23 protein-coding genes are annotated in these 21,975 nt (G+C 60.0%); 7 read left to right on the top strand and 16 right to left on the bottom strand.

The features are described from left to right. On the top strand, positions 1-755 hold a 755-nt coding region (locus tag GIW02_RS20295; protein ID WP_236422014.1), incomplete at its 5' end, for an RHS repeat-associated core domain-containing protein. Continuing rightward, the gene (locus GIW02_RS20290) at positions 752-1,162 is read left to right on the top strand and encodes a DUF6896 domain-containing protein (protein ID WP_236420052.1); all 411 of its coding nucleotides are present in this window, start codon (positions 752-754) and stop codon (positions 1,160-1,162) included. The genes GIW02_RS20295 and GIW02_RS20290, both read left to right, overlap by 4 nt. Positions 1,163-1,464: 302 nt before the next feature. Here GIW02_RS20290 and GIW02_RS20285 read toward each other — a convergent pair whose 3' ends face one another. The 3 genes from GIW02_RS20285 to GIW02_RS20275 form a co-directional block, all read right to left on the bottom strand. Continuing rightward, a complete protein-coding gene (locus GIW02_RS20285; RefSeq protein WP_236422013.1) occupies positions 1,465-1,902 on the bottom strand; it encodes a DUF3995 domain-containing protein in 438 nt (145 codons plus the stop codon). A gap of 287 nt (positions 1,903-2,189) precedes the next feature. Further along, on the bottom strand, positions 2,190-3,206 hold the full coding sequence (locus tag GIW02_RS20280) for an ABC transporter substrate-binding protein (RefSeq protein ID WP_236418604.1): 1,017 nt from the start codon (positions 3,204-3,206) through the stop codon (positions 2,190-2,192). Positions 3,207-3,338: 132 nt separating this feature from the next. Next, complete coding sequence (locus GIW02_RS20275) at positions 3,339-3,809, bottom strand: hypothetical protein (protein ID WP_456361678.1); 471 nt, start codon at positions 3,807-3,809, stop codon at positions 3,339-3,341. 384 nt (positions 3,810-4,193) lie between these two features. Between GIW02_RS20275 and GIW02_RS20270 the strand changes: the two genes are divergently transcribed. From GIW02_RS20270 to GIW02_RS20260, 3 genes are all read left to right on the top strand, one after another. Then, positions 4,194-4,469, top strand: coding sequence for a hypothetical protein (locus GIW02_RS20270; protein WP_236418605.1), 276 nt, complete (start codon positions 4,194-4,196; stop codon positions 4,467-4,469). Between the two features lie 110 nt (positions 4,470-4,579). Further along, positions 4,580-4,810: a hypothetical protein gene (locus tag GIW02_RS20265; protein WP_236418606.1), complete on the top strand. Its 231-nt coding sequence runs from the start codon at positions 4,580-4,582 to the stop codon at positions 4,808-4,810. A gap of 83 nt (positions 4,811-4,893) precedes the next feature. Continuing rightward, positions 4,894-5,130: a DUF2789 domain-containing protein gene (locus GIW02_RS20260; RefSeq protein ID WP_236418607.1), complete on the top strand. Its 237-nt coding sequence runs from the start codon at positions 4,894-4,896 to the stop codon at positions 5,128-5,130. Positions 5,131-5,133: 3 nt separating this feature from the next. Here GIW02_RS20260 and GIW02_RS20255 read toward each other — a convergent pair whose 3' ends face one another. The 13 genes from GIW02_RS20255 to GIW02_RS20195 form a co-directional block, all read right to left on the bottom strand. After that, positions 5,134-6,366: a methyl-accepting chemotaxis protein gene (locus tag GIW02_RS20255; protein ID WP_456361679.1), complete on the bottom strand. Its 1,233-nt coding sequence runs from the start codon at positions 6,364-6,366 to the stop codon at positions 5,134-5,136. 546 nt (positions 6,367-6,912) lie between these two features. Then, positions 6,913-7,317, bottom strand: coding sequence for a TraR/DksA family transcriptional regulator (locus GIW02_RS20250; RefSeq protein ID WP_010564800.1), 405 nt, complete (start codon positions 7,315-7,317; stop codon positions 6,913-6,915). A 422-nt stretch (positions 7,318-7,739) separates the two neighbouring features. Then, on the bottom strand, positions 7,740-8,762 hold the full coding sequence (locus GIW02_RS20245; protein WP_032885788.1) for an ABC transporter permease: 1,023 nt from the start codon (positions 8,760-8,762) through the stop codon (positions 7,740-7,742). Positions 8,763-8,793: 31 nt separating this feature from the next. Next, positions 8,794-10,347: a sugar ABC transporter ATP-binding protein gene (locus GIW02_RS20240; protein WP_236418610.1), complete on the bottom strand. Its 1,554-nt coding sequence runs from the start codon at positions 10,345-10,347 to the stop codon at positions 8,794-8,796. Positions 10,348-10,412: 65 nt separating this feature from the next. Beyond that, positions 10,413-11,342 carry a sugar ABC transporter substrate-binding protein gene (locus GIW02_RS20235; protein ID WP_236422012.1) on the bottom strand — a complete coding sequence of 310 codons (930 nt, stop codon included), beginning with the start codon at positions 11,340-11,342 and terminating at the stop codon, positions 10,413-10,415. A gap of 48 nt (positions 11,343-11,390) precedes the next feature. Then, a complete protein-coding gene (locus GIW02_RS20230; protein WP_236422011.1) occupies positions 11,391-11,567 on the bottom strand; it encodes a hypothetical protein in 177 nt (58 codons plus the stop codon). Between the two features lie 127 nt (positions 11,568-11,694). After that, positions 11,695-12,723 carry a Gfo/Idh/MocA family protein gene (locus tag GIW02_RS20225; RefSeq protein WP_236414434.1) on the bottom strand — a complete coding sequence of 343 codons (1,029 nt, stop codon included), beginning with the start codon at positions 12,721-12,723 and terminating at the stop codon, positions 11,695-11,697. A gap of 157 nt (positions 12,724-12,880) precedes the next feature. Next, positions 12,881-13,891: a Gfo/Idh/MocA family protein gene (locus tag GIW02_RS20220; protein WP_236414436.1), complete on the bottom strand. Its 1,011-nt coding sequence runs from the start codon at positions 13,889-13,891 to the stop codon at positions 12,881-12,883. Positions 13,892-13,910: 19 nt separating this feature from the next. Continuing rightward, positions 13,911-15,842 (bottom strand): 3D-(3,5/4)-trihydroxycyclohexane-1,2-dione acylhydrolase (decyclizing), encoded by a 1,932-nt coding sequence (gene iolD, locus GIW02_RS20215; protein WP_236414444.1) that lies wholly within the window; start codon positions 15,840-15,842, stop codon positions 13,911-13,913. A 148-nt stretch (positions 15,843-15,990) separates the two neighbouring features. Beyond that, the gene (locus GIW02_RS20210) at positions 15,991-16,812 is read right to left on the bottom strand and encodes a TIM barrel protein (protein WP_236414446.1); all 822 of its coding nucleotides are present in this window, start codon (positions 16,810-16,812) and stop codon (positions 15,991-15,993) included. 25 nt (positions 16,813-16,837) lie between these two features. Continuing rightward, positions 16,838-17,626, bottom strand: coding sequence for a 5-deoxy-glucuronate isomerase (iolB, locus tag GIW02_RS20205; RefSeq protein ID WP_236414448.1), 789 nt, complete (start codon positions 17,624-17,626; stop codon positions 16,838-16,840). Then, the gene (gene iolE / locus GIW02_RS20200; RefSeq protein WP_236414450.1) at positions 17,626-18,516 is read right to left on the bottom strand and encodes a myo-inosose-2 dehydratase; all 891 of its coding nucleotides are present in this window, start codon (positions 18,514-18,516) and stop codon (positions 17,626-17,628) included. The genes iolB and iolE overlap by 1 nt, the downstream gene beginning before the upstream one ends. A gap of 147 nt (positions 18,517-18,663) precedes the next feature. After that, positions 18,664-20,601 carry a bifunctional 5-dehydro-2-deoxygluconokinase/5-dehydro-2-deoxyphosphogluconate aldolase gene (locus GIW02_RS20195; protein WP_236414452.1) on the bottom strand — a complete coding sequence of 646 codons (1,938 nt, stop codon included), beginning with the start codon at positions 20,599-20,601 and terminating at the stop codon, positions 18,664-18,666. Here GIW02_RS20195 and GIW02_RS20190 point away from each other — a divergent pair. Beyond that, positions 20,600-20,803, top strand: coding sequence for a hypothetical protein (locus GIW02_RS20190; protein ID WP_236414454.1), 204 nt, complete (start codon positions 20,600-20,602; stop codon positions 20,801-20,803). The genes GIW02_RS20195 and GIW02_RS20190 overlap by 2 nt on opposite strands. Positions 20,804-20,885: 82 nt before the next feature. Next, positions 20,886-21,794: a MurR/RpiR family transcriptional regulator gene (locus tag GIW02_RS20185; RefSeq protein ID WP_124526326.1), complete on the top strand. Its 909-nt coding sequence runs from the start codon at positions 20,886-20,888 to the stop codon at positions 21,792-21,794. Positions 21,795-21,975: the final 181 nt, after the last annotated feature.

The following is a 21,975-nucleotide window of genomic DNA, read 5'->3' as shown; positions in this document are numbered from 1 at the left end:
GTCCAAAACAAACCAAACCCTACCACTACCAACTCGACCACCTCGGCACGCCCCAGGAACTCACCAACCCCGACGGCGAAATCGTCTGGTCCGCCCACTACCGCGCCTACGGCGAAATCGCCCGCCTCGACGCCGGAAAAATCGACAACCCCCTGCGCTTCCAGGGCCAATACTTCGACCAGGAAAGCGGGCTGCACTACAACCGCCATCGCTACTACAATCCGGATATTGGTCGCTACCTGACGCCGGACCCGGTGAAGCTGGCGGGTGGGATTAATGCGTACCAGTACGTGCCTAACCCGACGGGGTGGGTGGATCCGTCAGGATTAAATTCCTGTCCCGGTGGGGATGGTTGTAAACCAAAAATAAATGAGGAGCTTCCAAGCCAAAAAGCCTACGCAGATGAAGGGCTTCCATCTGCCCCTCTCATCCATGGGGTCGATAGTAAAACATTGAACAGAACTCATAGCATCGAAGGAAAACGTTCAACCAAGCGAGTTGATGAAATCTCCCGCAAAATGCGAAGCAGCGGATATGACATCAATGAACCCATTGAAGTGGTCGAATATGAGCAGCGGCGCTATATTATTGACGGGCACCACAGAGCTGCGGCCGCAAGACAAACACACACGCCTGTTACGATAGAGCTAATCAGAGACATCAAATCCCACAAAGCAGCATTCAACAGCATAAAAGACGTAGTAGATGCGTCAAACCAAGTTGGACTTGATAGATTGGATAGACCAAGACGATGAATACTCAAACCCTTGAAAATTTGATAACAGAATATTTAGCACAGGTAAAAAAATCGACAGAACTGCTTGAAAAAGCATTCGGCACTAAAAACATTCTGAGACTATGGCGCTCCAACAAAATCCCGCGAAGAGGCTCAGTCACTGACGACGTAACTTACGAGCTACATGGAATTGGCTGCAGTGTTTACCTCTCTGAAATATGTGTCGACTTCGATTACGGACCAGACGAAAGGGTAGACGGGTTCGACTCTTGGAGACTGTATATGTACGCCTGTGAAGTACCCCACCGATTCAAAAAATATACTGACAGAGAATTTTTGGAGGGTGAATTCAATGACTATTTGCAAAAGGGTAAGGCCAAAAAGATTATCGGCTCCAAGTCCAACCTGTACTTTATGCAACCGTAATCGCTGTCCCCGAACAAAAATAGAACAGTTAAAAAACCTCGATACAACACTATAGAGCCAACCATAAAAGTTAGCCCGACATTAAAGACCTAACCTCACGAGAGGAAATAATTCTATAGAAAAATCAAAACCCAACCTTCAACAGAGAGGACACATGTGAAATCGAAAGCTCGCGAAAGCTTGAACGTCTTTTATTTGAAACGACCGGCTATCCATTATGGGTGACGGACACAAATTTTCATTTTTGATCTATATGGACGACAATGACTGCGTAACCGGGACTTAGGCGAACCAAACGAAAATCACCCCCACGCCACCACCAACAACCCCACCCCCAACACCAAACACAACGGCGAGTAAAAATACGTATCCAGCCTGGCAAACCTCGACCCGCCCACCTTCTTGAAGAACCCCACCAACTCAGAATCTCCAATCGCCCGGGCGAACGTCAGCACGGCGATCGCACTGATCCCCCATTGCAATGCGCCATGGGACACCGCTGAAAAGTACAACCCTGCCCGCAGGCAGACCAGCAGCGCAATCGCTACCAGCCCCATCGCGACCAAAAAAGTGCCTAACGCAGAGGGTTTGAAGGCCGGGCGTGGTCCGCTGGCGAATTCGCCGGGCAGTTGCGGGATGGCGGCGAGGCTGCCGAGTTTGCCGCCGGCGGCCCAGTACAGGTGCACCATGCTGATGCAGGTAAAGACCCCGACGATCCATCGTGCGATGACAAAACTCATGGCTGGTTCTCCCCGAAAAGGTGCGAAACAGGATAGTCGCCATGGAATTTTTTGCAGGTATTTCGTCGGAAGCTGACGAGCGCGTTGTTTTCAAGCCGACGTTGTCAGGGTTCTGGCTGAAAAAAGCCTCTCTATTGGCGGGTTGTTTAATTACTGGATTTGCAATGCAGGTAAAGGGGGGGAGCGCGAAGGCGCTGTGTCAGTTGAAGAATGTATACCTGACACGCCGCCTTCGCGAGCAAGCCCGCTCCGACCATTTGATTTCTATTACCTTTGAGATCAGCGCACTACTTCAAACTCGCTTCAACCTTCTGCGCCACGTCTTCGGTCAACCACGCTTTCCACACCTCAGGATGCTCCTTGAGGAATGCCTGCGCCACTTCCCGTGGCGCGGTGTGGTGCTCGCTCATGGTCGCGAGGGCCCGGTTCAGCGGATCAATCGGAAACTCGACCTTTTCGAAGAACGCGGCAATCTGCGGATGTGCCTTCTGGAACGGCGTGGACACGCCGATACTCAACTTGGATGCCAAGGAGCGCGTCGGCTTGGGGTCGGGGTTATCCGCATCCGTCAGTGTCTTCCAGGCCTCGGCATCGAACGGTGGTTCTTCCAGTTGGATCAGCTTGTAGCGCCCCATCAGCGGCGTCGGCGACCAGTAGTAGAACAACACCGGCTTGCCCCGACGGATCGATGAGGCGATTTCGGCATCCAGTGCCGCGCCCGAGCCGCTGCGAAAGTTCACGTAGCTGTCGTCGAGGCCATAGGCCTTGAGTTTCTGTTTATTGACCACTTCGGAGGTCCAGCCGATGGGGCTGTTGAGGAAACGCCCCTTGCCTGGGGACTCCGGGTCCTTGAACACGTCCTTGTAACGTGCCAGGTCTTTTACGCTTTTCAGCTCCGGGGCCATCGGCTTGATGCCTTTGGCGGGGTCACCCTTGACCACGTATTCCGGCACCCACCAGCCCTCGGTGGCGCCCTTGACCGTATCGCCCAGGCCTACCACCTTGCCTTCAGCCTCGGCCTTGACCCACACCGGACTACGGCCAGCCCACTCTTCACCGATCACCTGGATATCGTTCTTGGCCAGCGCGGTTTCCAGGGTGATGGTGGTGCCGGGCAAGGTGTCGGTGGGCAAGTCGTAGCCCTTCTCGACAATCACCCGTAGTACTTCGGTGATCAGGCTGCCGCTTTCCCAGTTCAGGTCGGCGAAATGTATCGGTGCCTCGGCGGCCGAAACCGGCAACGTGGCCACCGACAGTCCCAGGGTCGTCAGGGACGCAGCCAACAGCGTTCTCAATCCTTTCATGCCTTCGCACCTCGCGATATCGCAGCCAATAGCGGACGGCTTTGCTGCTTATGCGCGAAGCCTCTGAATAGTTAAGTCAACTCAACTGTAGTAGAGGTTCCGGGAGATAAGAATGTACGCGGTGTTTATGAATCACTCACTGGCCTTGAAGGTCACCAGTTCGCCCTTGCGCCACTTGGCGGCCTTGCCGGTCACGGCCTTGAGGGTTTTGGTCAGGCCGTCCTGCAGTTGCTCGTTGGCGGCAAACACCAGCATCACGCTGTGGCCTTCCTTGAACACAATGCCGTGTCCGTCGGCGGTGGAAACAAAGGCGTAGTCGCCCAGGCCATAGACCGTCAACTTGATGTCGCGGAACTTCAATTCAAACTTGCCGCCTTCACGACTGGGCAAGACCGCCGCGCGAAAATGATCACCCACTTTGAGCTCAAGGCGTGGTTTGTCATCGACCACCAACACCGCCTCGGTATCGATTTCGGCGATGTAGATGCCTTCCGGCGTCTGCTCAGTGACGTAAACGAAACGGGATTGAAACTGTTTGACCAACTTTGCGCGCAAATCACCCAGCACGAATAACGCGTGCATATCCAGATTACTGACTGCCAAGGAAACGCCCCCATATCGAAAAAAGCACTGTCCGCCGCAGCAGGCAGCACAAAAACACCGGCCATCACGGCACGAGCACTGAAAAAAACTGAAGAAAAATCCCGCTGTAGCGCCATAAGACTAGTACAGGCGTACGCGATGGACCTTGTGCAAGGTCATCAGGCATCACAGGAGATCACAGGTTCAACAGCCCGAGAATACGGGTCGAACAACTTCAGAGAATAACCCAATTAAAAACGTAGATTTCCGACACCAGCACAAAAACACACACTTGGCGGTGGAACCAGGCATGGGCTGCCGACAACATACTAAAACAGCTGCACAGGTCAACACCACTCAAAATACGACAGTTGGGTCAACCGGATAGATCGAAAGGAGCAGGCCATGCAACACACCACCTACCACGCTATGTCTTCGCGCACCCATTCATCCTGTCAGGACGAGACCCAATACTACCGCTTGCGCGGCTGCGACGGGGGACAGAATGCAGTGCTTTACCAAGTGGTGCCCGCCGGCAGAAACTTCTTCCATATCCGTGAAGTGATCAGCGGCCGAATCAAAGGCTTTCGCAGCGACCATATCAAGGCCTGCGAACTGGCGAAAAAACTCGAAGCCAGCCTGTATGAACCCCATGGCGGGATCGTTTCGTCACCCGGATGACTTTACTGCGCCGCCGACCCGCAACAACTGCCATACTGGCGCGTCCACTGAAGTTTGTGCCTCAGGCCCAGGTTTCTACCAGTGCAGTTATCTCCAAGGGAAGGCTATACGTGACGGAATTTGATATCGGCGAATTTTTCATCCATGGCGACGTACGTGAGGTAGACGGTGAGTTTCAAGCGGTCATTGTGATGCGGGCCAAGCCACCGCTGACCACGATCACCACCCACCAAGTGGAAAAAGACCGCTGGTTCAAGACTGCCGACGCTGCTGCCATCGCCGCAAAGGACGCCGCCAAGGCCCTCAAAAGCGCGGTGGATTCGGGTGCACTGAACGCCTGAGCACAGCACAACGATTTCCAACAGAACTATGCCGCGTCACAAGCCTCCCATGCATAACATCCCCCCTTGCATGGAGAACGATAATGGACGCGCCAATCCCCACCCTTGAAACCCTGTTCGAACAACTGGGCCTGGAGTCATCCCCAGAGGCCATCGATGCGTTTATTGTCGCGCATCCGCTGCCTGAAGACGTGAAACTGATCGATGCGCCCTTCTGGTCCCCCCAGCAAGCCCAGTTCCTCAAGGAAGAGCTGCGTGATGACGCCGATTGGGCAATGGCGGTGGATGAGCTGAACCAACGCCTGCATCAACCGCAATAACCCCTAGCGCCCACCCTGCGCCGCCTCGGGTCTGTACCCCAGGCGCAACCCGCCCCAGTGCCGGCCCCTGACCATGATCGGCACCGACAGGTCATGCATCAGTTCGCCGGTGTCGCGGGTGTAGGTCTGCAGCAACACGGCTTGCTGATGGCTGCCACAGCGAATGCCGGTACGGTCCTCGAATTTGCGTTTGGTCCGGTTCTGCAGCGCATCCACCTGGCTATCGCCGGTCAGCGCCTGGGAAAACGCCTTGTTGTGCGTCGGTACATAGCCCTGGGGCGTGCAGGCGATGGCGAACACCAGGCCCTCGTGACGCGGCAGCAGCGCTTCCTGGATTGCTGGCAACACCTGATCGGTGTAACCGTCAAAACGGCTGTGGTACTTGCTCGGGCTGGTGTTGGGGATCAGCGTGTAACTGCGGTCGAACAAGTCGTCCAGGCTGATCCGGTTCTGCTGCACATCCGCCTCGAATTGCGCGGCGATGTGGCCCGCGCCTTCACGCGCCAGGTCATAGATGCGCTGGTGATAGTCATCCAGCCCGACTTCCGCCAGCCGCTCGCTGATGGTTTCCGCCTGCCCTTCCATCTGCACGGCGGCGTCAGCCAGTTGGCGGGTCTGCTGGTCGCTCACGGCGAGGTCGCTGCGCATTTGCTCCACGGCATGGAAGAGGCTGTCGAGCTGGGTGCGGTTGGTGTCGGCGCCCTGGGCAATCTCATGGACCTGCCCTTCCACATCCGCGGCCAGGCTGGCGATGCTCTGCAATTGCTCGCCGGCGTGCTCGACCTGCTCGACCCCGGTGTGCAGGTCCGCCGAGAGCTGGCGAATCTGCTCCACCACCTGGGCGGTGCGTTGCTGGATATCCGCGACCATCACCCCCACCTCGTCGGTGGCCGTGGCGGTGCGGCCCGCCAGCCCACGCACTTCATCCGCCACCACCGCAAAACCACGTCCGTGTTCGCCAGCGCGCGCCGCTTCGATGGCCGCGTTCAGCGCCAGCAGGTTGGTCTGGCTGGCGATGGACTGGATCACCAGGGTCACCCGCTGGATTTCCTCGCTGCGCAGGCTCAGCGCCTCGATCAGCTCGCGGCTGGCATTCGCACGCTGGCTGAGCTGATGCATCCGGGTGATCGACTGGGCCAGCACTTCGCGGCCCTGGGTACTGCGCTGGTGCGCCTGGCTGGCGGCTTCGAGCGCCTCACGGCTAAGCTGCGAAGTGACCTTTTCGGTACCGATCATCACTTGGGCACTGCTGACAATCTGTTTGGCGGCGCTCAACTGCGACTGTAAGCGCGCCGCCAATTGCTTGACCGAATAGGCCACGCCGGCGGCGGACAACGCGTTATGGCTGGTGGTGTAGGACAGGTCGCGCGTCAACTCGCCGATGGAATCAACGGCGTCGGAAGAAGCAAGCACGGGTGTACGGCTTTTCAGGCGAGGCAGCCAGATGACCAGTAAGGCGAGTGGCAGGCAGAGGTATAACGGCAGGCTGGCAAACGCCAGGCCCAGCAATACCAGCACCAGGGCGGTGCTCTGCATCAGCGGCGTCAGCCAGCCGGGCAACCCGCGCGCCACCGTGTGCGGTGGCACTGCTGCGCCCATCAGAGATCCGTCTCCAGCCATCTTCGTTACCCCGCTGATTGTCATTATTGTCGCTGCATTAAACGCCACTATCGGGCCATTATCCATGGGCCTTTAGTGGGGTGGCGTGCAGCAGATCAATAGACGGGGTGTAACGGGTATAGCCTTGGGGCGCCACAGGCGCGGCGCCCCCGCTTCAGCGCATCAGGCTTGGCGCTGGTGCTTGTCGATCTGCTCGTGGCGCTCTTGCGCTTCGATGCAGTACTTGGTGGTCGGGCTGATCAGCAGGCGCTTGAGGCCGATAGGCTCGCCGCTGTCATCACACCAGCCAAAGGAGTCTTCCTTGATGCGCTCCAGTGCACGCTCCAACTGCGGCAGCATGCGCTGGTCGCGGTCGATGGCGTTCACCAGCCAGGTACGCTCTTCTTCAACGGAAGCGGCGTCAGCCGGGTCGGCCGGGGTGTCCAGGCTTTCAATGGCGATACGGTTCTGTTCAATGCGCTCGTGGTGTTCCACTTTCATGTCTTGCAGCAACTGCTCGAAAAAAGCGTGCTGTTCGGCATTCATGTAGTCATCCGCCGGCATGGCCAGCAACTTTTCCTTTGTCATTGATTTCTCTATAAAAAATACGTGCATTAAGGCGAATAAGGGAGCGTTCCGGCCGACCTTTGCAGGTCTCGGAAGGGCGCCGTCCATTCCAAGCGCCACCCGGCACTCAATTTACGAGGGGCGGCAGTCTAAGGCCGACTTGAGGGCGCAGCAACTGAAAAGACAGGCATTTTTTCCGATATACCCCCAAAAGGCACCAGGACGGGCTTGGCGAATGGTTATCGGAGTGCGTTTATAGCAAGAAATTCAAGTGTGTGGAGCTATATAGAAGACAAACGGTTGGATCTGCCGGGTGATTATCAAATGTGGGAGGGGGCTTGCCCCCGATAGCGGTATGTCAGCCAACAGATTTATCAACTGACCCACCGCCATCGGGGGCAAACCCCCTCCCGCATTTAGTTGTGCACCACCCTCAAGCTCATTCAGCGTTTCAGCTTGCGCTTGTTACGGTATTGGTCGATCACCACCGCGACCACGATGATCAGGCCCTTGATGATGTCCTGGATATATGCGTCCACCCCGACAAAGGTAAACCCGCTGGCCATCACACCGAGGATCAGCGCGCCGATCACGGTGCCGGTGATGCGCCCTACCCCGCCCGCCAGGCTGGTACCACCAATCACCGCAGCGGCAATCGCATCCAGCTCATAGGACATGCCCATGCCGGCCTGGCCGGTGGCGGCGCGTGCCGAGGCCACCACGCCGGCCAGGCCTGCGAGCAGACCGGCGATGCTGTAGACGATGATCAGGTGGCGCTTGACGTTGATCCCTGAAGTACGCGCCGCCTGCATGTTGCCGCCGATGGCGTAGGTGTACTTGCCGTATTTGGTGTAGCGCAGGGCGATATGGAAGATCACCGCCACCACCAGGAAGATGATCACCGGCATCGCACCGTGGCCGATGGCCGTGTACGAATCCGACAGCATGCTCACCGGCTGGCCTTCGGTGTAGTAACGCGCCAGGCCACGGGCCGAGACCATCATGCCCAGGGTCGCAATAAACGGCGGGATACCGGTGACGGCGATAATGCTGCCGTTGATCGCACCGGCCAGCAGCCCCACCCCCAGGCCCATCGCCACCGGGATCCACACGGGCAAGTCGGTCAAGGACGGGAACACCGCGCGGGAAAAGTCGGAGGTTTGCGCCAAGCTGGCGGCAATCATCGCCGACAGCGCCAGCACCGAGCCCGAGGACAGGTCGATGCCCGTGGTGATGATCACCTGGGTCACACCAATCGCCAGCAGGCCGATGATCGACACTTGCAGAATCATCAGCACCAGACGCTGGGAATTCATCAAGAAGCTCTGATCCCGCACGATCCAGCCGAACAGCTCAAACACCAGGCCGATGCCGATCAGCACCAGGAAGATGCTCAGCTCGGTCGGCAGTCGCCGCCGGTTCTTGACCGGTGCCGTGGCAGGCTTGTTGTCTGTTATTGCGTTCATAGCCAATCACCTTCTTATTCTGTGCAATTCTTCAGTGGACCACGGACATACCCGAGGCCAACTGCATGACTTTTTCCTGGGTCGCATCCGCGCGGTCCAGGGTGCCCATCAGCTCGCCCTCGTGCATCACCATCACCCGGTCGCTCATGCCCAGCACTTCAGGCAGCTCCGAGGAGATCATGATCACCGCCATGCCTTCGCTGGCGAGGAAAGAGATCAACCGGTAAATCTCGGCCTTGGCGCCGACGTCGATGCCCCGGGTCGGCTCATCGAGAATCAGCAAACGTGGATTGGTCATCAGCCAGCGCGCCAGCAAGGCTTTCTGCTGGTTGCCGCCCGACAAGGTGTCAATGCACTGCTCCAGGGAGGGCGTCTTCACCCGCAACTTCTTGCACATGTCCTCGCACAGCGCGCGCAAGGCTTTCTGCTGGATAAACCCATTGCCCGAATAATGCGGCAACACCGCCATCTCCATGTTTTCCAGGACCGACAGGCACGGGAACAGGCCACTGAGCTTGCGGTCCTCGGTCAGCAGCGCAAAGCCATGTTCGATGGCCATATGCGGATCGCTGATGCGCAGCGCCTTGCCGTCGAGTTCGATCTGCCCGCCGTCGCTTGGGGTAATGCCAAAAATGGTCTCCGCCACGTTGGTGCGGCCCGAGCCCATCAGCCCGGCAATGCCGAGGATCTCGCCGGCATGCAGGTCAAAGGACACGCCCTTGAACACGCCGTCCAGGCGCAGGTCCCGAACCGACAGCAACAGCTCGCCAATCGGCGTTTCGCGCACCGGGAACAACTGGCTCAGCTCACGGCCTACCATCATTGAAATCAGGCTGTCGCTGTTCATGCTGTCCGCGCGCTGCAGGCCGATGTAGTGGCCGTCACGGAACACCGCCACTTCATCGGCGATGGCGAACACTTCATTCATTTTATGCGTGATGTAGACGATGCCTTTGCCCTGGGACTTGAGGTCGGCAATGATCGAAAACAGGTGGGCCACTTCCTTCTCGGTAATCGCGGAAGTCGGTTCATCCATGATCAGGATGTCGGAGTCGTAGGACACGGCCTTGGCAATCTCGACCATCTGCCGCTCGGCGATACTGAGGTTGCCAACCTGTTCTTCCGGGTCCAGATTGATGCGCAGACGCGCCAGCAGCTCGGCGGTGCAGCGGTGCATTTCGCGGTGGTTGACCATGTGCAGGCTGTTGAGCTGCTCGCGGCCGATCCAGATATTTTCGGCGATGCTCATGTGTGGCATCAGGTTGAGTTCCTGGTGGATCATCGCGATCCCGGCCTTCTGCGCCGCCAGCGGTGTTTCAAATACGATCGGCTTGCCGCGCAGGCGAATTTCGCCGGCGTCGGGCTGGTAGATGCCGGCGATGATTTTCATCAGCGTCGACTTGCCCGCACCGTTCTCGCCCATCAACGCCAACACGGTGCCAGGGCGTACACGCAGTTGCACGTCGGCCAGGGCCACGACGCCGGGAAAGCCTTTGCTGATGTTGACGATTTCCAGCAGGTAGGGTTCGTCCAGCGGTAACGGCTGGACACCGGGGGGCTGCGAGACAGCGGCATGAGCGAGCATAAAGAGGTACTCCATCGGCAAGGCGGGCACGACCGCCCTGCCGGCTTATTGTTGTTATGTAAGGGCTACTTGAAGTCTTTGACGTTGTCCGGCGTGATCAGCTGGAACGGGATCACCACGTTCTGCTCGATGGGCTCGTTCTTGGCCATCTTGCGCGCCGTCTCTACCGACTTGTCAGCCTGGCCCTTGGCGTCCTGGAAGGCCGACACGGTCATGTCACCCTTGGTGATCGCGTTCAGGCCGTCCGGCGTGCCGTCGACACCGGCAATCAATACGCCCTTCTTGCCCGCCGACTTCAATGCCATGGCGGCACCGATGGCCATTTCATCGTTATTCGACAGCACCGCCTGGAAGTCGCGGCCCTGCGTCAGCCAGTCGTTGACCAGGGTCATGCCCTTGTCACGCAGCCAGATACCGGTCTGCTCTTGTTCGATCTTGATGCCCGGGTATTTGGTCAGGACTTCCTTCACACCCTTGGTGCGGTTGGTGGTGGAGTTGTTCGCCAGGTCGCCCAGCAGGATCACGATGTTGCCCTTGCCACCGAGTTTTTCGGCGATGTACTGCATTTGCAGCTTGCCGGCCTCGACATCATCGGAGGTCACAGCGGCGACGCCTGGGGCCAGGGTTGGGCTGTCCGGGCGGCGGTTGACGAACACCAGCGGAATTTTCGCGGCGGTGGCAGCCTTGATGATGTTGGCTGTCGAGGCGGTGTCCACCGGGTTGACGATGATCGCGTCGACCTTCTGGCTGATAAAGTTTTCGACCTGGCTGAGTTGCTTCACCACATCGGCGCGGGCGTCTTCAAACTGCAGCTGCACGCCGTCACCCTTGGGGTAGGACTTGGCTTGCTTGTCCATGTCCTCACGCAGGTAGGTCAGGAAGGTGTCATCGAAGGCGGACATACTCACGCCTATCTTGAGGTCGGCAGCCGCGGCAACACCGCTGGCGAGCAGCATGGACAGGGCCAGTGCGGTAAAACGGATCGGGGTCTTCATGAACGGTCTGTCTCCACTTTCTTGTTGGTTTTTTGGACGTTGCGTTTATCAGCGCTCGGCGGACAGTCGAACCACCGGTGCGCCAGGGATGCAGCAGACCAGCGCGCCTTTGTTTTCGACGCACAGCACATTAAGGAAGGAGAAGTAGAACGGCCGGGCGCGGGGCAGACCGCGTGGCGTGTGGGCAGGGCGTAAAACTCGCAGTACAGCGTTGAAGATTTTCATCTGACGGTACCTGGTTGTTTTGATCTTGTTTTTGTTGAGTCGCCTGGATCAAGTCCGAGACGTACTTTATGCAACCTGGAAAAGACTTTATTGGAAAATAATTTCCATATCAACCTGTTTTAGAATTTTATTCTATTTTTGTCGAAACCACCTGCTGGCGCTCGGCGCTCAGGCGTGCGGCATCCAATATACGGGTGGTTTCCAGCGCGTCATAGGCGTCTACCGGCAACGGCCCCTGCCCTTGCACGGCGGCTTGCAGCTGGGAATAGAACTGGGTCCAGCAACCTTTTTCCGAGGGGACGCGCTCGCGCTCCGGGCCTTGTTCGAACCAGCCCCAGCGTCGATGCTCCTCGGCGCCCCAATGCTCGCCCTCGGTTTTCGGCGACTTGCCGGCCATCAGCGCCTCTTCCTGGCCATCCAGCCCGTCCACGGTGTAGCAACCCAAGCTGCCACTCACGCGAAAACGCGGGGCTTGGCTGTTTTGCAGGGCATTGCCCCACAGGTGGGAAATCACGCCATTGGCGTGGGTCAGGGAAACGAAGAAGCCGTGGTCCAGCGTAGGGTGTTCGCTGGTGTAGTGCAGTTGCGCAAACACCCGATCCACCGGGCCGAACAGTTGCAATGCCTGGTCCACCAAGTGGCTACCCAAGTCGCGCAGCCAACCTCCGCCACTGGCATTGCCCACCGCCTGCGGGCTGTAGCGTTCCACCCGGGATTCGAAGCGGCTGATGGTGCCCAGGGCGCCCGCATCGATGAGTTTGCGCAGGGTCAGGTAGTCCGAATCCCAGCGCCGATTCTGGTAGACGCTCAGCAGCACCTCATGGCGCTCGGCGGCGGTAATCAGCGCCTGGGCCTGTTCGGCGTTGGCGGCAAAGGGTTTGTCGCTGACCACGGCGACGCCATGTTCGATGGCTTCGAGCACCAGCGCCGGGCGGCCTTTGAGGGTGGTGGAGATGACCAGCGCATCCACGCCGGCTTCGACGATCTGGCCGATGGAATCGAAGGCCTTGAGGCCTGGGTGGTCGGTTGCCAATTGCTGGCGACGCTCGGGGGAACGGGTGACGACGCCGACGAACGTGGCGCCGGGCAGTGTTGCAATCAGCGGCGCATGAAAAAAGCGCCCTCCGTGGCCGTAGCCGACTAGTCCGATTCGCATACATTCACTCCTTACTTGAAGTGGAAACCCAAATCAAATGTGGGAGGGGGCTTGCTCCCGATAGCAATGGGCCAGATGAAAAATGCTTGACTGGCACACCGCTATCGGGAGCAAGCCCCCTCCCACACTGACTGCATTCCAATTATGCAGCTGTGATTTAGCCGTAGAAGTGCGGACGCTCCGGCAGGCTGACTTTCACAATCTGCTCACTGCTCTGCGCTTCAATACACGCATCCGCCGCCACCGCCGCTGCAAAGCCGTCCCAGGCCGACGGGCCGCCGACTTGCCCGGCGCGCACGCTATCAATGAAGGCCTGCAACTCAACGTCATAGGCGCCAATAAAGCGGTCCTTCCAGTCCATCAGAATCGCGTTGGACAGCTTGGCCTCACTGCGCAGTTGCACTTGGGACGGTTCCGGCAATTTGGCGATACCGGTCTCCCCCACCACTTCGCACTGGATGTCGTAGCCGTACTGGCAGTTCACAAACACTTCCACGTCGATACGCGTGCCCTTGGCAGTTTCCAGCAGCACGATCTGCGGGTCACGCAGGTGGGCCAGGGCCTTGCTGGTCTTGCGTGGGAATACCACTTGCACCGACACGTAGTCGTCGTTGAGCAGCCAGCGCAGCACGTCCAGTTCGTGGATCAGCGTGTCGGTGATCGCCATGTCGGTCTTGTAGTTCTCACCCACCGTCGGGTTGCGGTGCGCGCAGTGCAGCATCAGGGGCTCGCCGATCTGGCCGCTGTCGATCACGGCCTTGAGGGCGCGATAGCCTTCATCGTACGGGCGCATGAAACCCACTTGCACCAGGCGCTTACCGTGCGCCACTTCAGCCTCGACGATCTTGCGGCAGCCCTCGGCGGTGACGGCCAACGGCTTTTCACAGAACACCGGCTTGCCGGCGGCGATGGCGGCAAGCACGAATTCTTCATGGCTCGGGCCCCAGGAGGTGACGAGCACCGCCTCGACCTCGGGCGAGTTGATCAGCGCATGGCCGTCCGGGTACACCTCGGCGTCCAGCTTCAAATCAGCGACAACCTTGGCGGCTTGCTCAAGGTTGATGTCGGTCACCGCCACCACCTGGCTATTGAGCAGGGTCTGGCTGCAACGACGAATGTGGTCACGGCCGATGGCGCCCGTACCGATAACACCCAGCTTCAAAGACATACAAACACTCCTCTTGTTATTAGTACTGCCGGGCTTTCGCCAGCTGTTCATTGAGTTTTTTTGCCGCCGCGTTGGTGCGTTCGCTGGTGGACACCTGCGCCACGCCCACCCGCCACCACGACAGGTAGCCGTGGACCATGGTCTTGGGCAGAACCTTGATATCGATCAGCGTCGAGACAGTTTGCGTGCGCGCATCGGCCAGGGCCGCTTCCAGCTGTTCCACGCTGCTGACCTTGTAGGTCTTGCAGCCATAGGCCGCCGCGCTCATGGCGAAGTCCACCGGCACCAGGCCGCCGTCGAGCTTGCCGCTCTCGGGGTTGCGGTAGCGGAACTCGGTGCCGAAGCTGTCCATGCCATTGCCGATCTGCAGGTTGTTGATGCAGCCGAACGCCATGTTATCGAGCAGCACCACGTTGATCTTGCGCCGTTCCTGAATCGAGGTGGCCAGCTCCGAGTGCAGCATCATGTAGGAGCCATCCCCGACCAGGGCGTAGACCTCCTTGCTCGGCTCGGCCAGCTTTACGCCGAGCGCGGCATTGATCTCGTAGCCCATGCACGAATAACCGTATTCGACGTGGTAGGTGTTCACGCCCTTGCTGCGCCACACGCGCTGCAAGTCGCCGGGCAGGCTGCCGGCAGCGGCGACGATGATCGCGTCATCGGCCAGGGTTTGATTGAGCACGCCGAGCACGCGGCTTTGGGTCAAGCAGGAGCCGGTCAGCTCGATAAATTCGCGCAGCACGGCGCGGTCCAGGTGGTCGTCGACCTCGGGGACGAAGCCATCGCCGGCATATTCCACCTGATGCACGCGCTCGACTTCGGCCTCCAGCTGTGCCTTGGCATCCGCGATCTGCGCGCCCCAGCCCGAGCGGTAATCGCCCAAGGCATCGGCCAGCGCTTCAAGGGCGACCTGGGCGTCGGCCAACACCTGCACAGCGTCCAGCTTCAAGGCGTCGGCAGGGCTGATATTCAGGTTGAGGAACTTCACGTCGGCGTGTTTGAACAGCGATTTCGACGAGGTGGTGAAGTCGGTATAGCGAGTGCCGATGCCAATGATCAGATCCGCCTCAGGCGCCAGCAGGTTGGCCGCCAGGCAGCCGGTTTCGCCAATACCGCCGAGGTTCAGTGGGTGGCTTGAAACCACCGCGCTCTTGCCCGCCTGGGTTTCGGCGAAGGGAATATCAAAGCGCTCGGCAAACGCCTGCAACGCGGCGTTCGCGCCGGAATACTTGACCCCGCCACCACAGATAATCAGCGGTTTGCGCTTGCCTCGGAAGGCGGCCAGCGCATCGCCGATCATCGCCGCCGTGGCCGGGCGACGGTCGATGCGGTGCACGCGCTTTTGCAGGAAGTAGTCGGGGTAGTCCCAGGCTTCGGCCTGTACATCCTGGGGCAAAGCCAGGGTCACCGCGCCGGTTTCCGCCGGGTCGGTGAGCACGCGCATGGCGTGGATCGCCGCGGTCATCAACTGCTCGGGGCGGTTGATGCGGTCCCAGTATTTACTCACTGAGCGGAACGCGTCGTTGGTGCTGATGCTGAGGTCGTGGAACTGCTCGATCTGTTGCAGCACCGGGTCGGGCTGGCGGCTGGCATAGACGTCGCCCGGCAACAGCAGCAGCGGGATACGGTTGGCCGTGGCGGTCGCCGCAGCGGTGAGCATGTTCGCCGCCCCCGGCCCGACCGACGCCGTGCACGCATAGATCTTGCGGCGCAGGTGCTGTTTTGCGAAACCGATGGCGGCATGCGCCATCCCCTGCTCGTTGCGGCCCTGGTGCACCACCAGGTCGCCGCTGTCCTGCTCCAGGGCCTGGCCCAGGCCCAGCACATTGCCGTGGCCGAAAATGGTGAAGACCCCGGCGACAAACTTGCTCTGTACGCCATCGACTTCGATGTACTGGTTATCCAGGAATTTCACCAGGGCCTGGGCCATGGTCAATCGTGTTGTGGTCATGTTCGCACCTTGTATGAATGCAAATCTGTCGATCAACAGTGATCCAGTGTGGGAGCGGGCTTGCTCGCGAATGCGCTGTGTCAGATACAAACTCTTCAACTGATACAGCGCATTCGCGAGCAAGCCCGCTCCCACACGTTGGCCGGCATCAGGTCCGGGGAGTTTGTAAATGGGCAATACTCGCCCCGATCGCCTGCTGGATATCGGCCAATTCATGCACGCTGGTTGCAAACGGCTCGAACGACAGGTAGCCGCTGTAGCCGGTGCTGAGCAAGGTGTCGATCTGCGCGGCATTACCGAGGATATCGCCCTCGCCCACCAGCACGCGGTGGCCATCGCGGATCGAGTTGAGCGGCGCCTCGGCATCTTCCACGCCGGAGATATGCACCAGGCCGGTCAGTTCCGGGAAGAATTCATGCTCGCCCGCCAAGTGGTGGTGGAAGGTGTCGTGCACCACACGGAACACATCCAGGCCGCCGATGGATTTGATCGCGTCCACCGCCACGCGCTTGCGGCGCAGGGCCGACTCCTCGAAGCCCAAGGGTTCGACGAACCCGAGAATCCCATGCTCACGCAGGATCGGCGCCAGCTCGCTCAGCGCGGTGCGCAAGCCGGCGGCACGCTGGGCGTCGGTGCGCGTGTCGCCCGGTTCATTGAACGGGCACATCACCAGGCCCTGGGCCCCGCATTCACGGGCGTAGGTGGCGAGCTTGAGCGCTTGGGCGCGGCGCTCGTCGTTCCACACATCAAAGGGGTACAACGCGTTGATCGACAGCACCGTGATGCCCTGCACCGCGCACAACTCACGCACGCGGCTGGCGGGGGTGCCGTATTCGATTTCACGGTTCTTGAGATCATTGCGGATCTCGATGGCGTCGCACTTGAGCGCGGCCGCCAACTCGATGAAGTCCGGCAGGGACAGGTTGGGTGCGACCATGCGGTTGAGGGCAAAGCGTAGAGGCGACTTCATTATTGTTGTTCTCCGTCCAAACCGTTTAAAGGTCCAGCAGCCAGCTGTGCTGCGGGTCGTTGTGGAAATGCCAGGCGCGCTTGGGGCCGGCCATCACGTTCAGGTAATAGGATTCGTAGCCGTACGGCACGCTGACCGGGTGATACCCCTTGGGCACCACCACCAGGTCGCTGTTTTCCACGGCCATGGCCTGGTCGATGCTGCGGTCGTCGGTGTACACCCGCTGGAACACGAAACCCTGGGGCGGGTTGATCTGGTGGTAATAGGTTTCTTCCAGAAAGCTCTGGTGCGGCAGGTCATCGGTGTCGTGCTTGTGCGGCGGGTAGCTTGACGAGTGCCCTGACGGCGTGCGCACTTCCACCACCAGCAGCGAGTGAGCCGGCTCGCTGTCGGGCAGGATGTCGCACACATAGCGGGTATTGGCGCCTTTGCCGCGCACGCTGCGCTTGCAGTCCTCGGGGCGGATCAGGCGAGGCGCGTACCCTTCGGCACCCGGCGCGGCGCAGACGGCAATCTGCACATCGCTCAAAGCGCTGACCTGGGCATCGGTACCGGGCGGCAGGTACGCGGCGAACGGCGATTTTTCTTCGAACACCGACTGGCGATCCCCCAGGTTCTGCCAGTTGAAACCTTCACCCTGGATATTCACCCGGCCGCTGAGCAGCACCAGACACAGTTCTTGGTCACCGGCGCTGACCGGCAAGGTCTCGCCCAGGCTCAGGCGGTAGGCTTTGAACCCTACGTACTCCAGCCGCCCTTCTTCCAGGGCAACCATGGTTTGCCCGCGCTTGCTGCTTTTGACCAACAGGCTCATCACTTAGTCCTCTCACTGAGAAGCGCGCGCAGGGTGTCATAACCCTTTTTCGCGTAGATATAGCTGGGCGCCACCGCCGGGTCCTGCTCGGCTTCCACCACCAGCCACCCTTCGTACTTGGCGGCCAGCAGTTCATCGAGCAACGGCGCAAAGTCGATATCGCCGTCGCCAGGCACGGTGAAGGTGCCGTTGACGATGCAGTCGGGGAAGCTCCACATCTGGTTGCGCGCCAGTTGCACCACCGGTTTGCGCACGTCCTTGAAATGCACGTGGCATACACGGTCGATGTGCTTGCGCAGCACCTCCAGCGGTTCGCCGCCGCCCATGTAGCAATGGCCCGAATCAAACAACAGACCGACTTCCGGGCCGGTTCGACGCATCAGCTGGTCGATGTCCTCCGGCGACTCGACGTAGGCGCCCATATGGTGGTGGTAGGCCAGGCGCACGCCCTGAGACAGGGTGAAGCGCGCCAGCTCGGTGAGCTTGTCGGCGTAGTCCTGCCAGGCTTGCTCGCTGTGCAGGCGCGGGCGCTCGATCAGGCGAATGCGCGAGCCCTGGATCGAGTCAGCCACTTCGCCGTACACCAGCACCTTGGCGCCGTTGAGTTTGAGCAGCTCGACATGGCCGGCAATCGCCTCGATTTCTTCGGCCACCGAACGCCGCGCCAGGCGGCTGGAATACCAGCCGGACACCAGCGCCAGGTCGTAGGGGCGCAGCACGTCGCCGACGCCCTTGGCGTCCTTGGGGAATTTGCCGTTGAGTTCAAAACCTTCGTAGCCGATGTCCTTGCCCTCGCTCAAAGCGGTGCTCAGCGGCGTTTCACCGCCCAGGGCCGGCAGGTCGTCGTTGCTCCAGGAGATCGGGTTGATGCCAATTCGGATTGCGGGCATGGCTGCACCTTTTATTGTTTTTCACAAGTTGCATGAGATCTGCTTCAGGTGGGAGGGGGCTTGCTCCCGATAGCGCTAGTTCAGTTAGAAATGTGTTGCCTGATACACCGCTATCGGGGGCAAGCCCCCTCCCACATTTGTCCTTAATTAATTTCGAGCACTGCGCCAGGCGTTGATCAGTTGTTCGAACGTGGCCTGCACCTGCTGAATCAGGGTTTCATCATCAATCTCCCCCGCCATCCACGCCTTGCTCGGCGCCTGGAAAATCGTGCGGCCCACGGCAAAGCCACGGCAGGTGGTGCTTTGACTGGCTTGCTGGAAGCCATCGGCAAGAAATTCCGCCGACGCGTTCAGGCCCAGCAGCACCACGCCACGGCAGTACGGATCACGTTCATGGATCAGTGCGTCGAGCTTTTTCCAGTCTTCGGCCGATTGCGCCTCGATTTTCCACCACGCCGGGTAGATGCCCAGGTTGTACAGGCGCTTGAGGCTACGGTAGAGCACATCGGGGTAAGTCGACGGGTGATCCTTGGGCGGAATGACTTCCAGCAGCAGTTCATGGCCGCTGACCAGCGAGGCCTCGTACACCGCCTTGAGTTGCGCTTCCTGTTCCAGGCGCAGCAAAGGTTCGTCGTCAGGGTGAAATTGCACCAGGCATTTGATGATCTGCTCCTGGGGCCAGGCAATCAGGTTGCTGCCGATCGAACGGCCGTGCTCGAACGCCAGCGGGCGCGAGTTCTGCACTTCTACCGGGCGCGCGATCCACCAGCCACGACCACTGGCAGCGTTGAGCGCGTCCTGGCCAAAGCGCTGGTCGGCCAACAGGCCCACATCGGCCTCGACGCCTTGCTCGGCGAGCTTTGCTTCCACGCGTTCGATGGCCTGGATGAACAGCTGCTTGATGTCACTGATGCGGCTCGGGTCCTGGCCGCCGCGTTGCGCCAGGTCGACCAGCTGCCAGCGGTGGTCGAAGGCAAAGATGAACAGCTGCTTCCAGGTCTTGCGCGGCACGCTGACCCGGTGCAAGCGCTGCAGGGTCACGTCCTGGTCGGGCCGGGTGATCGGCACCGGGCTGTTGAACAGGTAATCGAGTTCGGCAGGCGTCGGCATCGCCGGGGCACAGGCGTGGCGCGACACCACCAGACCACCGCAGGCATTGGCCAACTGGCTGCAACGCTCATCGCTGGCATCGTTCAGCCAGCCGCTGAGGAAGCCCGACATGAACGCATCGCCGGCCCCCAGCACGTTCAGCACTTCAACGCGCACGCCGGGGTAGATCGCGCCGTCTTCCAGCCGTGCAGGGATCGCGCCGTGAATCACCGTGCAACCCTGGGGGCCGAGCTTGACCACCAGGGTTGCCGGGGTCAGGTCGCGGACGGTGCGCAGGGCGGTGAGCAGGTCTTCACTGCCACCGGCGATCAAAAATTCTTCCTCGGTGCCGACGATCAAGTCAAAACGCGGCAGGATTTTTTGCACGTGCTGGCTGACATTCTGGTCGGCAACAAACCGCGTCTCGCCGTCAGCCTTGCCCGCCAGGCCCCACAGCACCGGGCGGTAGTCGATATCCAGCACACGCTTGACGTTGTGCTTGGCCGCATAGTCCAGCGCCTGGATGCTGGCCTTGTACACGCCGTCGGTGGAGAAATGCGTACCGGTGATCAGCAAGGCTTTGCTGGAGGCGATGAACGCTTCGTTGATGTCTTCGGCGCGCAAGGCCATGTCGGCGCAGTTTTCGCGGTAGAACACCAGGGGGAAGGTTTCGCGGTCCTTGAGGCCAAGCAACACCAGGGCAGTGAGGCGTTCCGGGTCGACCTTGATGCCGCTGACGTCGCAGCCTTCACGGGCCAGGGACTCCACCAGGAAGCGGCCCATGTGGTCGTCCCCTACCCGGCTCAACATGGCCGAGCGCAGCCCCAGCCGGGCCGTGCCAAAAGCAATGTTGGCGGAGGAACCACCGAGGTATTTGGCAAAGCTGGACACGTCCTCAAGCCGCGCACCAACTTGCTGCGCATAGAGGTCGACGCCCAGGCGCCCGAGGCAAATCAGATCCAATTGACGCCCACTGGCAAAACGAGTCTGGCCCATGCTGGCTCCTGTTATTTTTATCAGCCTGCGTTGTGCCGTCGTGGCGACGGCAAACGCTCTTGGTGGGAGCAGACTAGAACGTCCGGCGGCGGCAATCAATATTTATTCCATAATTATTTTTAGTGGAATATTTTTTCCAATAAGCCTGCATAATGGCACACCAGCGCCCGTGCATCGTTTCAGCAGCCCACGGGGGCCGTGATGCCGGGGTATTTTTTTGCGCCTACCCTGTAGACTTGCGCCACCCATCAGCGCATCAGAAGAACACGCCAGAAGGATTGCCCATGTCCCGCACCGATCCCGAGACCACCCTGGAAGACACCGTCGCCAGCCCTCCGATCAATGCCGAACGTCTGTTGCAGCTGATTACCGACGAATACGAAAGCCTGCCGCGCCAGCTCAAACGCATCGCCAGCTATATGAGCCAGCAGAGCGACCGGATCATGGTGGACCGCATCAGCGATATCGCCCGCGAATGCGAAGTGCACCCGTCGGCCATCGTGCGGTTTTCCCAGCGTTTCGGGTTCAGCGGGTTCAGTGAAATGCAGGCGCTGTTTCGCGAGGCCTACACCCACAAGACCACGCCGGTGCAGAATTACCAGCAACGCATTCGCAGCATGATCGCCAACAAGTCGCAGAAGGCCAGCGGCGGCGACCTGGCCCGCGAGTGCGTGAACGCCACGCTGTCCGGCATCGAGCGCCTGGGGCTGGAGCTGGATGACGCGGCCTTCGACAAGGCCGTGGACCTGGTGGTGAATGCCGACAATATCTACGTGGTCGGCGTGCGCCGCTCCTTCGCGGTGGCCGACTATCTGGTCTACAACCTGCAACACACCAACAAGCGTATCCACCTGATCTCGGGCCTGGGCGGCAGCTACCGCGAGCAGATGCGCAGCGTGCGCGCCAATGACCTGGTGATCGCCATCAGCTTTACGCCCTACGGCAAAGAAACCCAGCACTGCCTGCGCATTGCCCAGCACCACCAGGCCAAGACCCTGATCATCACCGACAGTAACCTCTCGCCCCTGGCCAAGCGGGCCAACGCGGTGCTGTTGGTGAACGAAGGTTCCTCGTTTGCCTTCCGCTCGTTGAGCGCCACCCTCTGCCTGTGCCAGGCGTTGTTCATTGCGGTGGCATACCGCCTGGAATTGAAGGTGGATGAGATTCACGAGCAGGTCGGCTTCGACGACTGAGCCGGTGGCGAGCGGGCTTGCCCGCGTTGGGGCGCGAAGCGGCCCTAGAACCAGCCGCCGCGCCCTACCTGAAAGAACGCGGTGGCCTTATTGGGGCCGCTTCGCAGCCCAACGCGGGCAAGCCCGCTCGCCACAAAAGGCCCGCTCGCCACACCAAGCCCGTTCGCCACGGTGCAGCCGA

Origin of the sequence: Pseudomonas syringae (assembly GCF_021606685.1) — a bacterium.
GTDB classification, from domain to species: Bacteria; Pseudomonadota; Gammaproteobacteria; order Pseudomonadales; family Pseudomonadaceae; genus Aquipseudomonas; species Aquipseudomonas syringae_R.
The sequence above is the reverse complement of the archived record's forward strand: the minus strand, read 5'-3'. Positions and strand labels throughout refer to the sequence as shown.

Bases quoted from the DNA above. Each gene is read 5' to 3' on its own strand.
- iolD (WP_236414444.1), bottom strand. From the start codon at position 15,842: ATGACCACAACACGATTGACCATGGCCCAGGCCCTGGTGAAATTCCTG.
- GIW02_RS20290 (WP_236420052.1), top strand. From the start codon at position 752: ATGAATACTCAAACCCTTGAAAATTTGATAACAGAATATTTAGCACAG.
- GIW02_RS20190 (WP_236414454.1), top strand. From the start codon at position 20,600: ATGCTGGCTCCTGTTATTTTTATCAGCCTGCGTTGTGCCGTCGTGGCG.
- GIW02_RS20245 (WP_032885788.1), bottom strand. From the start codon at position 8,762: ATGAACGCAATAACAGACAACAAGCCTGCCACGGCACCGGTCAAGAAC.
- GIW02_RS20220 (WP_236414436.1), bottom strand. From the start codon at position 13,891: ATGTCTTTGAAGCTGGGTGTTATCGGTACGGGCGCCATCGGCCGTGAC.
- GIW02_RS20285 (WP_236422013.1), bottom strand. From the start codon at position 1,902: ATGAGTTTTGTCATCGCACGATGGATCGTCGGGGTCTTTACCTGCATC.
- GIW02_RS20225 (WP_236414434.1), bottom strand. From the start codon at position 12,723: ATGCGAATCGGACTAGTCGGCTACGGCCACGGAGGGCGCTTTTTTCAT.
- GIW02_RS20260 (WP_236418607.1), top strand. From the start codon at position 4,894: ATGGACGCGCCAATCCCCACCCTTGAAACCCTGTTCGAACAACTGGGC.
- GIW02_RS20255 (WP_456361679.1), bottom strand. From the start codon at position 6,366: ATGATCGGTACCGAAAAGGTCACTTCGCAGCTTAGCCGTGAGGCGCTC.
- GIW02_RS20250 (WP_010564800.1), bottom strand. From the start codon at position 7,317: ATGACAAAGGAAAAGTTGCTGGCCATGCCGGCGGATGACTACATGAAT.
- GIW02_RS20185 (WP_124526326.1), top strand. From the start codon at position 20,886: ATGTCCCGCACCGATCCCGAGACCACCCTGGAAGACACCGTCGCCAGC.
- GIW02_RS20210 (WP_236414446.1), bottom strand. From the start codon at position 16,812: ATGAAGTCGCCTCTACGCTTTGCCCTCAACCGCATGGTCGCACCCAAC.
- GIW02_RS20235 (WP_236422012.1), bottom strand. From the start codon at position 11,342: ATGAAGACCCCGATCCGTTTTACCGCACTGGCCCTGTCCATGCTGCTC.
- GIW02_RS20195 (WP_236414452.1), bottom strand. From the start codon at position 20,601: ATGGGCCAGACTCGTTTTGCCAGTGGGCGTCAATTGGATCTGATTTGC.
- GIW02_RS20240 (WP_236418610.1), bottom strand. From the start codon at position 10,347: ATGCTCGCTCATGCCGCTGTCTCGCAGCCCCCCGGTGTCCAGCCGTTA.
- GIW02_RS20270 (WP_236418605.1), top strand. From the start codon at position 4,194: ATGCAACACACCACCTACCACGCTATGTCTTCGCGCACCCATTCATCC.
- GIW02_RS20280 (WP_236418604.1), bottom strand. From the start codon at position 3,206: ATGAAAGGATTGAGAACGCTGTTGGCTGCGTCCCTGACGACCCTGGGA.
- iolB (WP_236414448.1), bottom strand. From the start codon at position 17,626: ATGAGCCTGTTGGTCAAAAGCAGCAAGCGCGGGCAAACCATGGTTGCC.
- GIW02_RS20230 (WP_236422011.1), bottom strand. From the start codon at position 11,567: ATGAAAATCTTCAACGCTGTACTGCGAGTTTTACGCCCTGCCCACACG.
- iolE (WP_236414450.1), bottom strand. From the start codon at position 18,516: ATGCCCGCAATCCGAATTGGCATCAACCCGATCTCCTGGAGCAACGAC.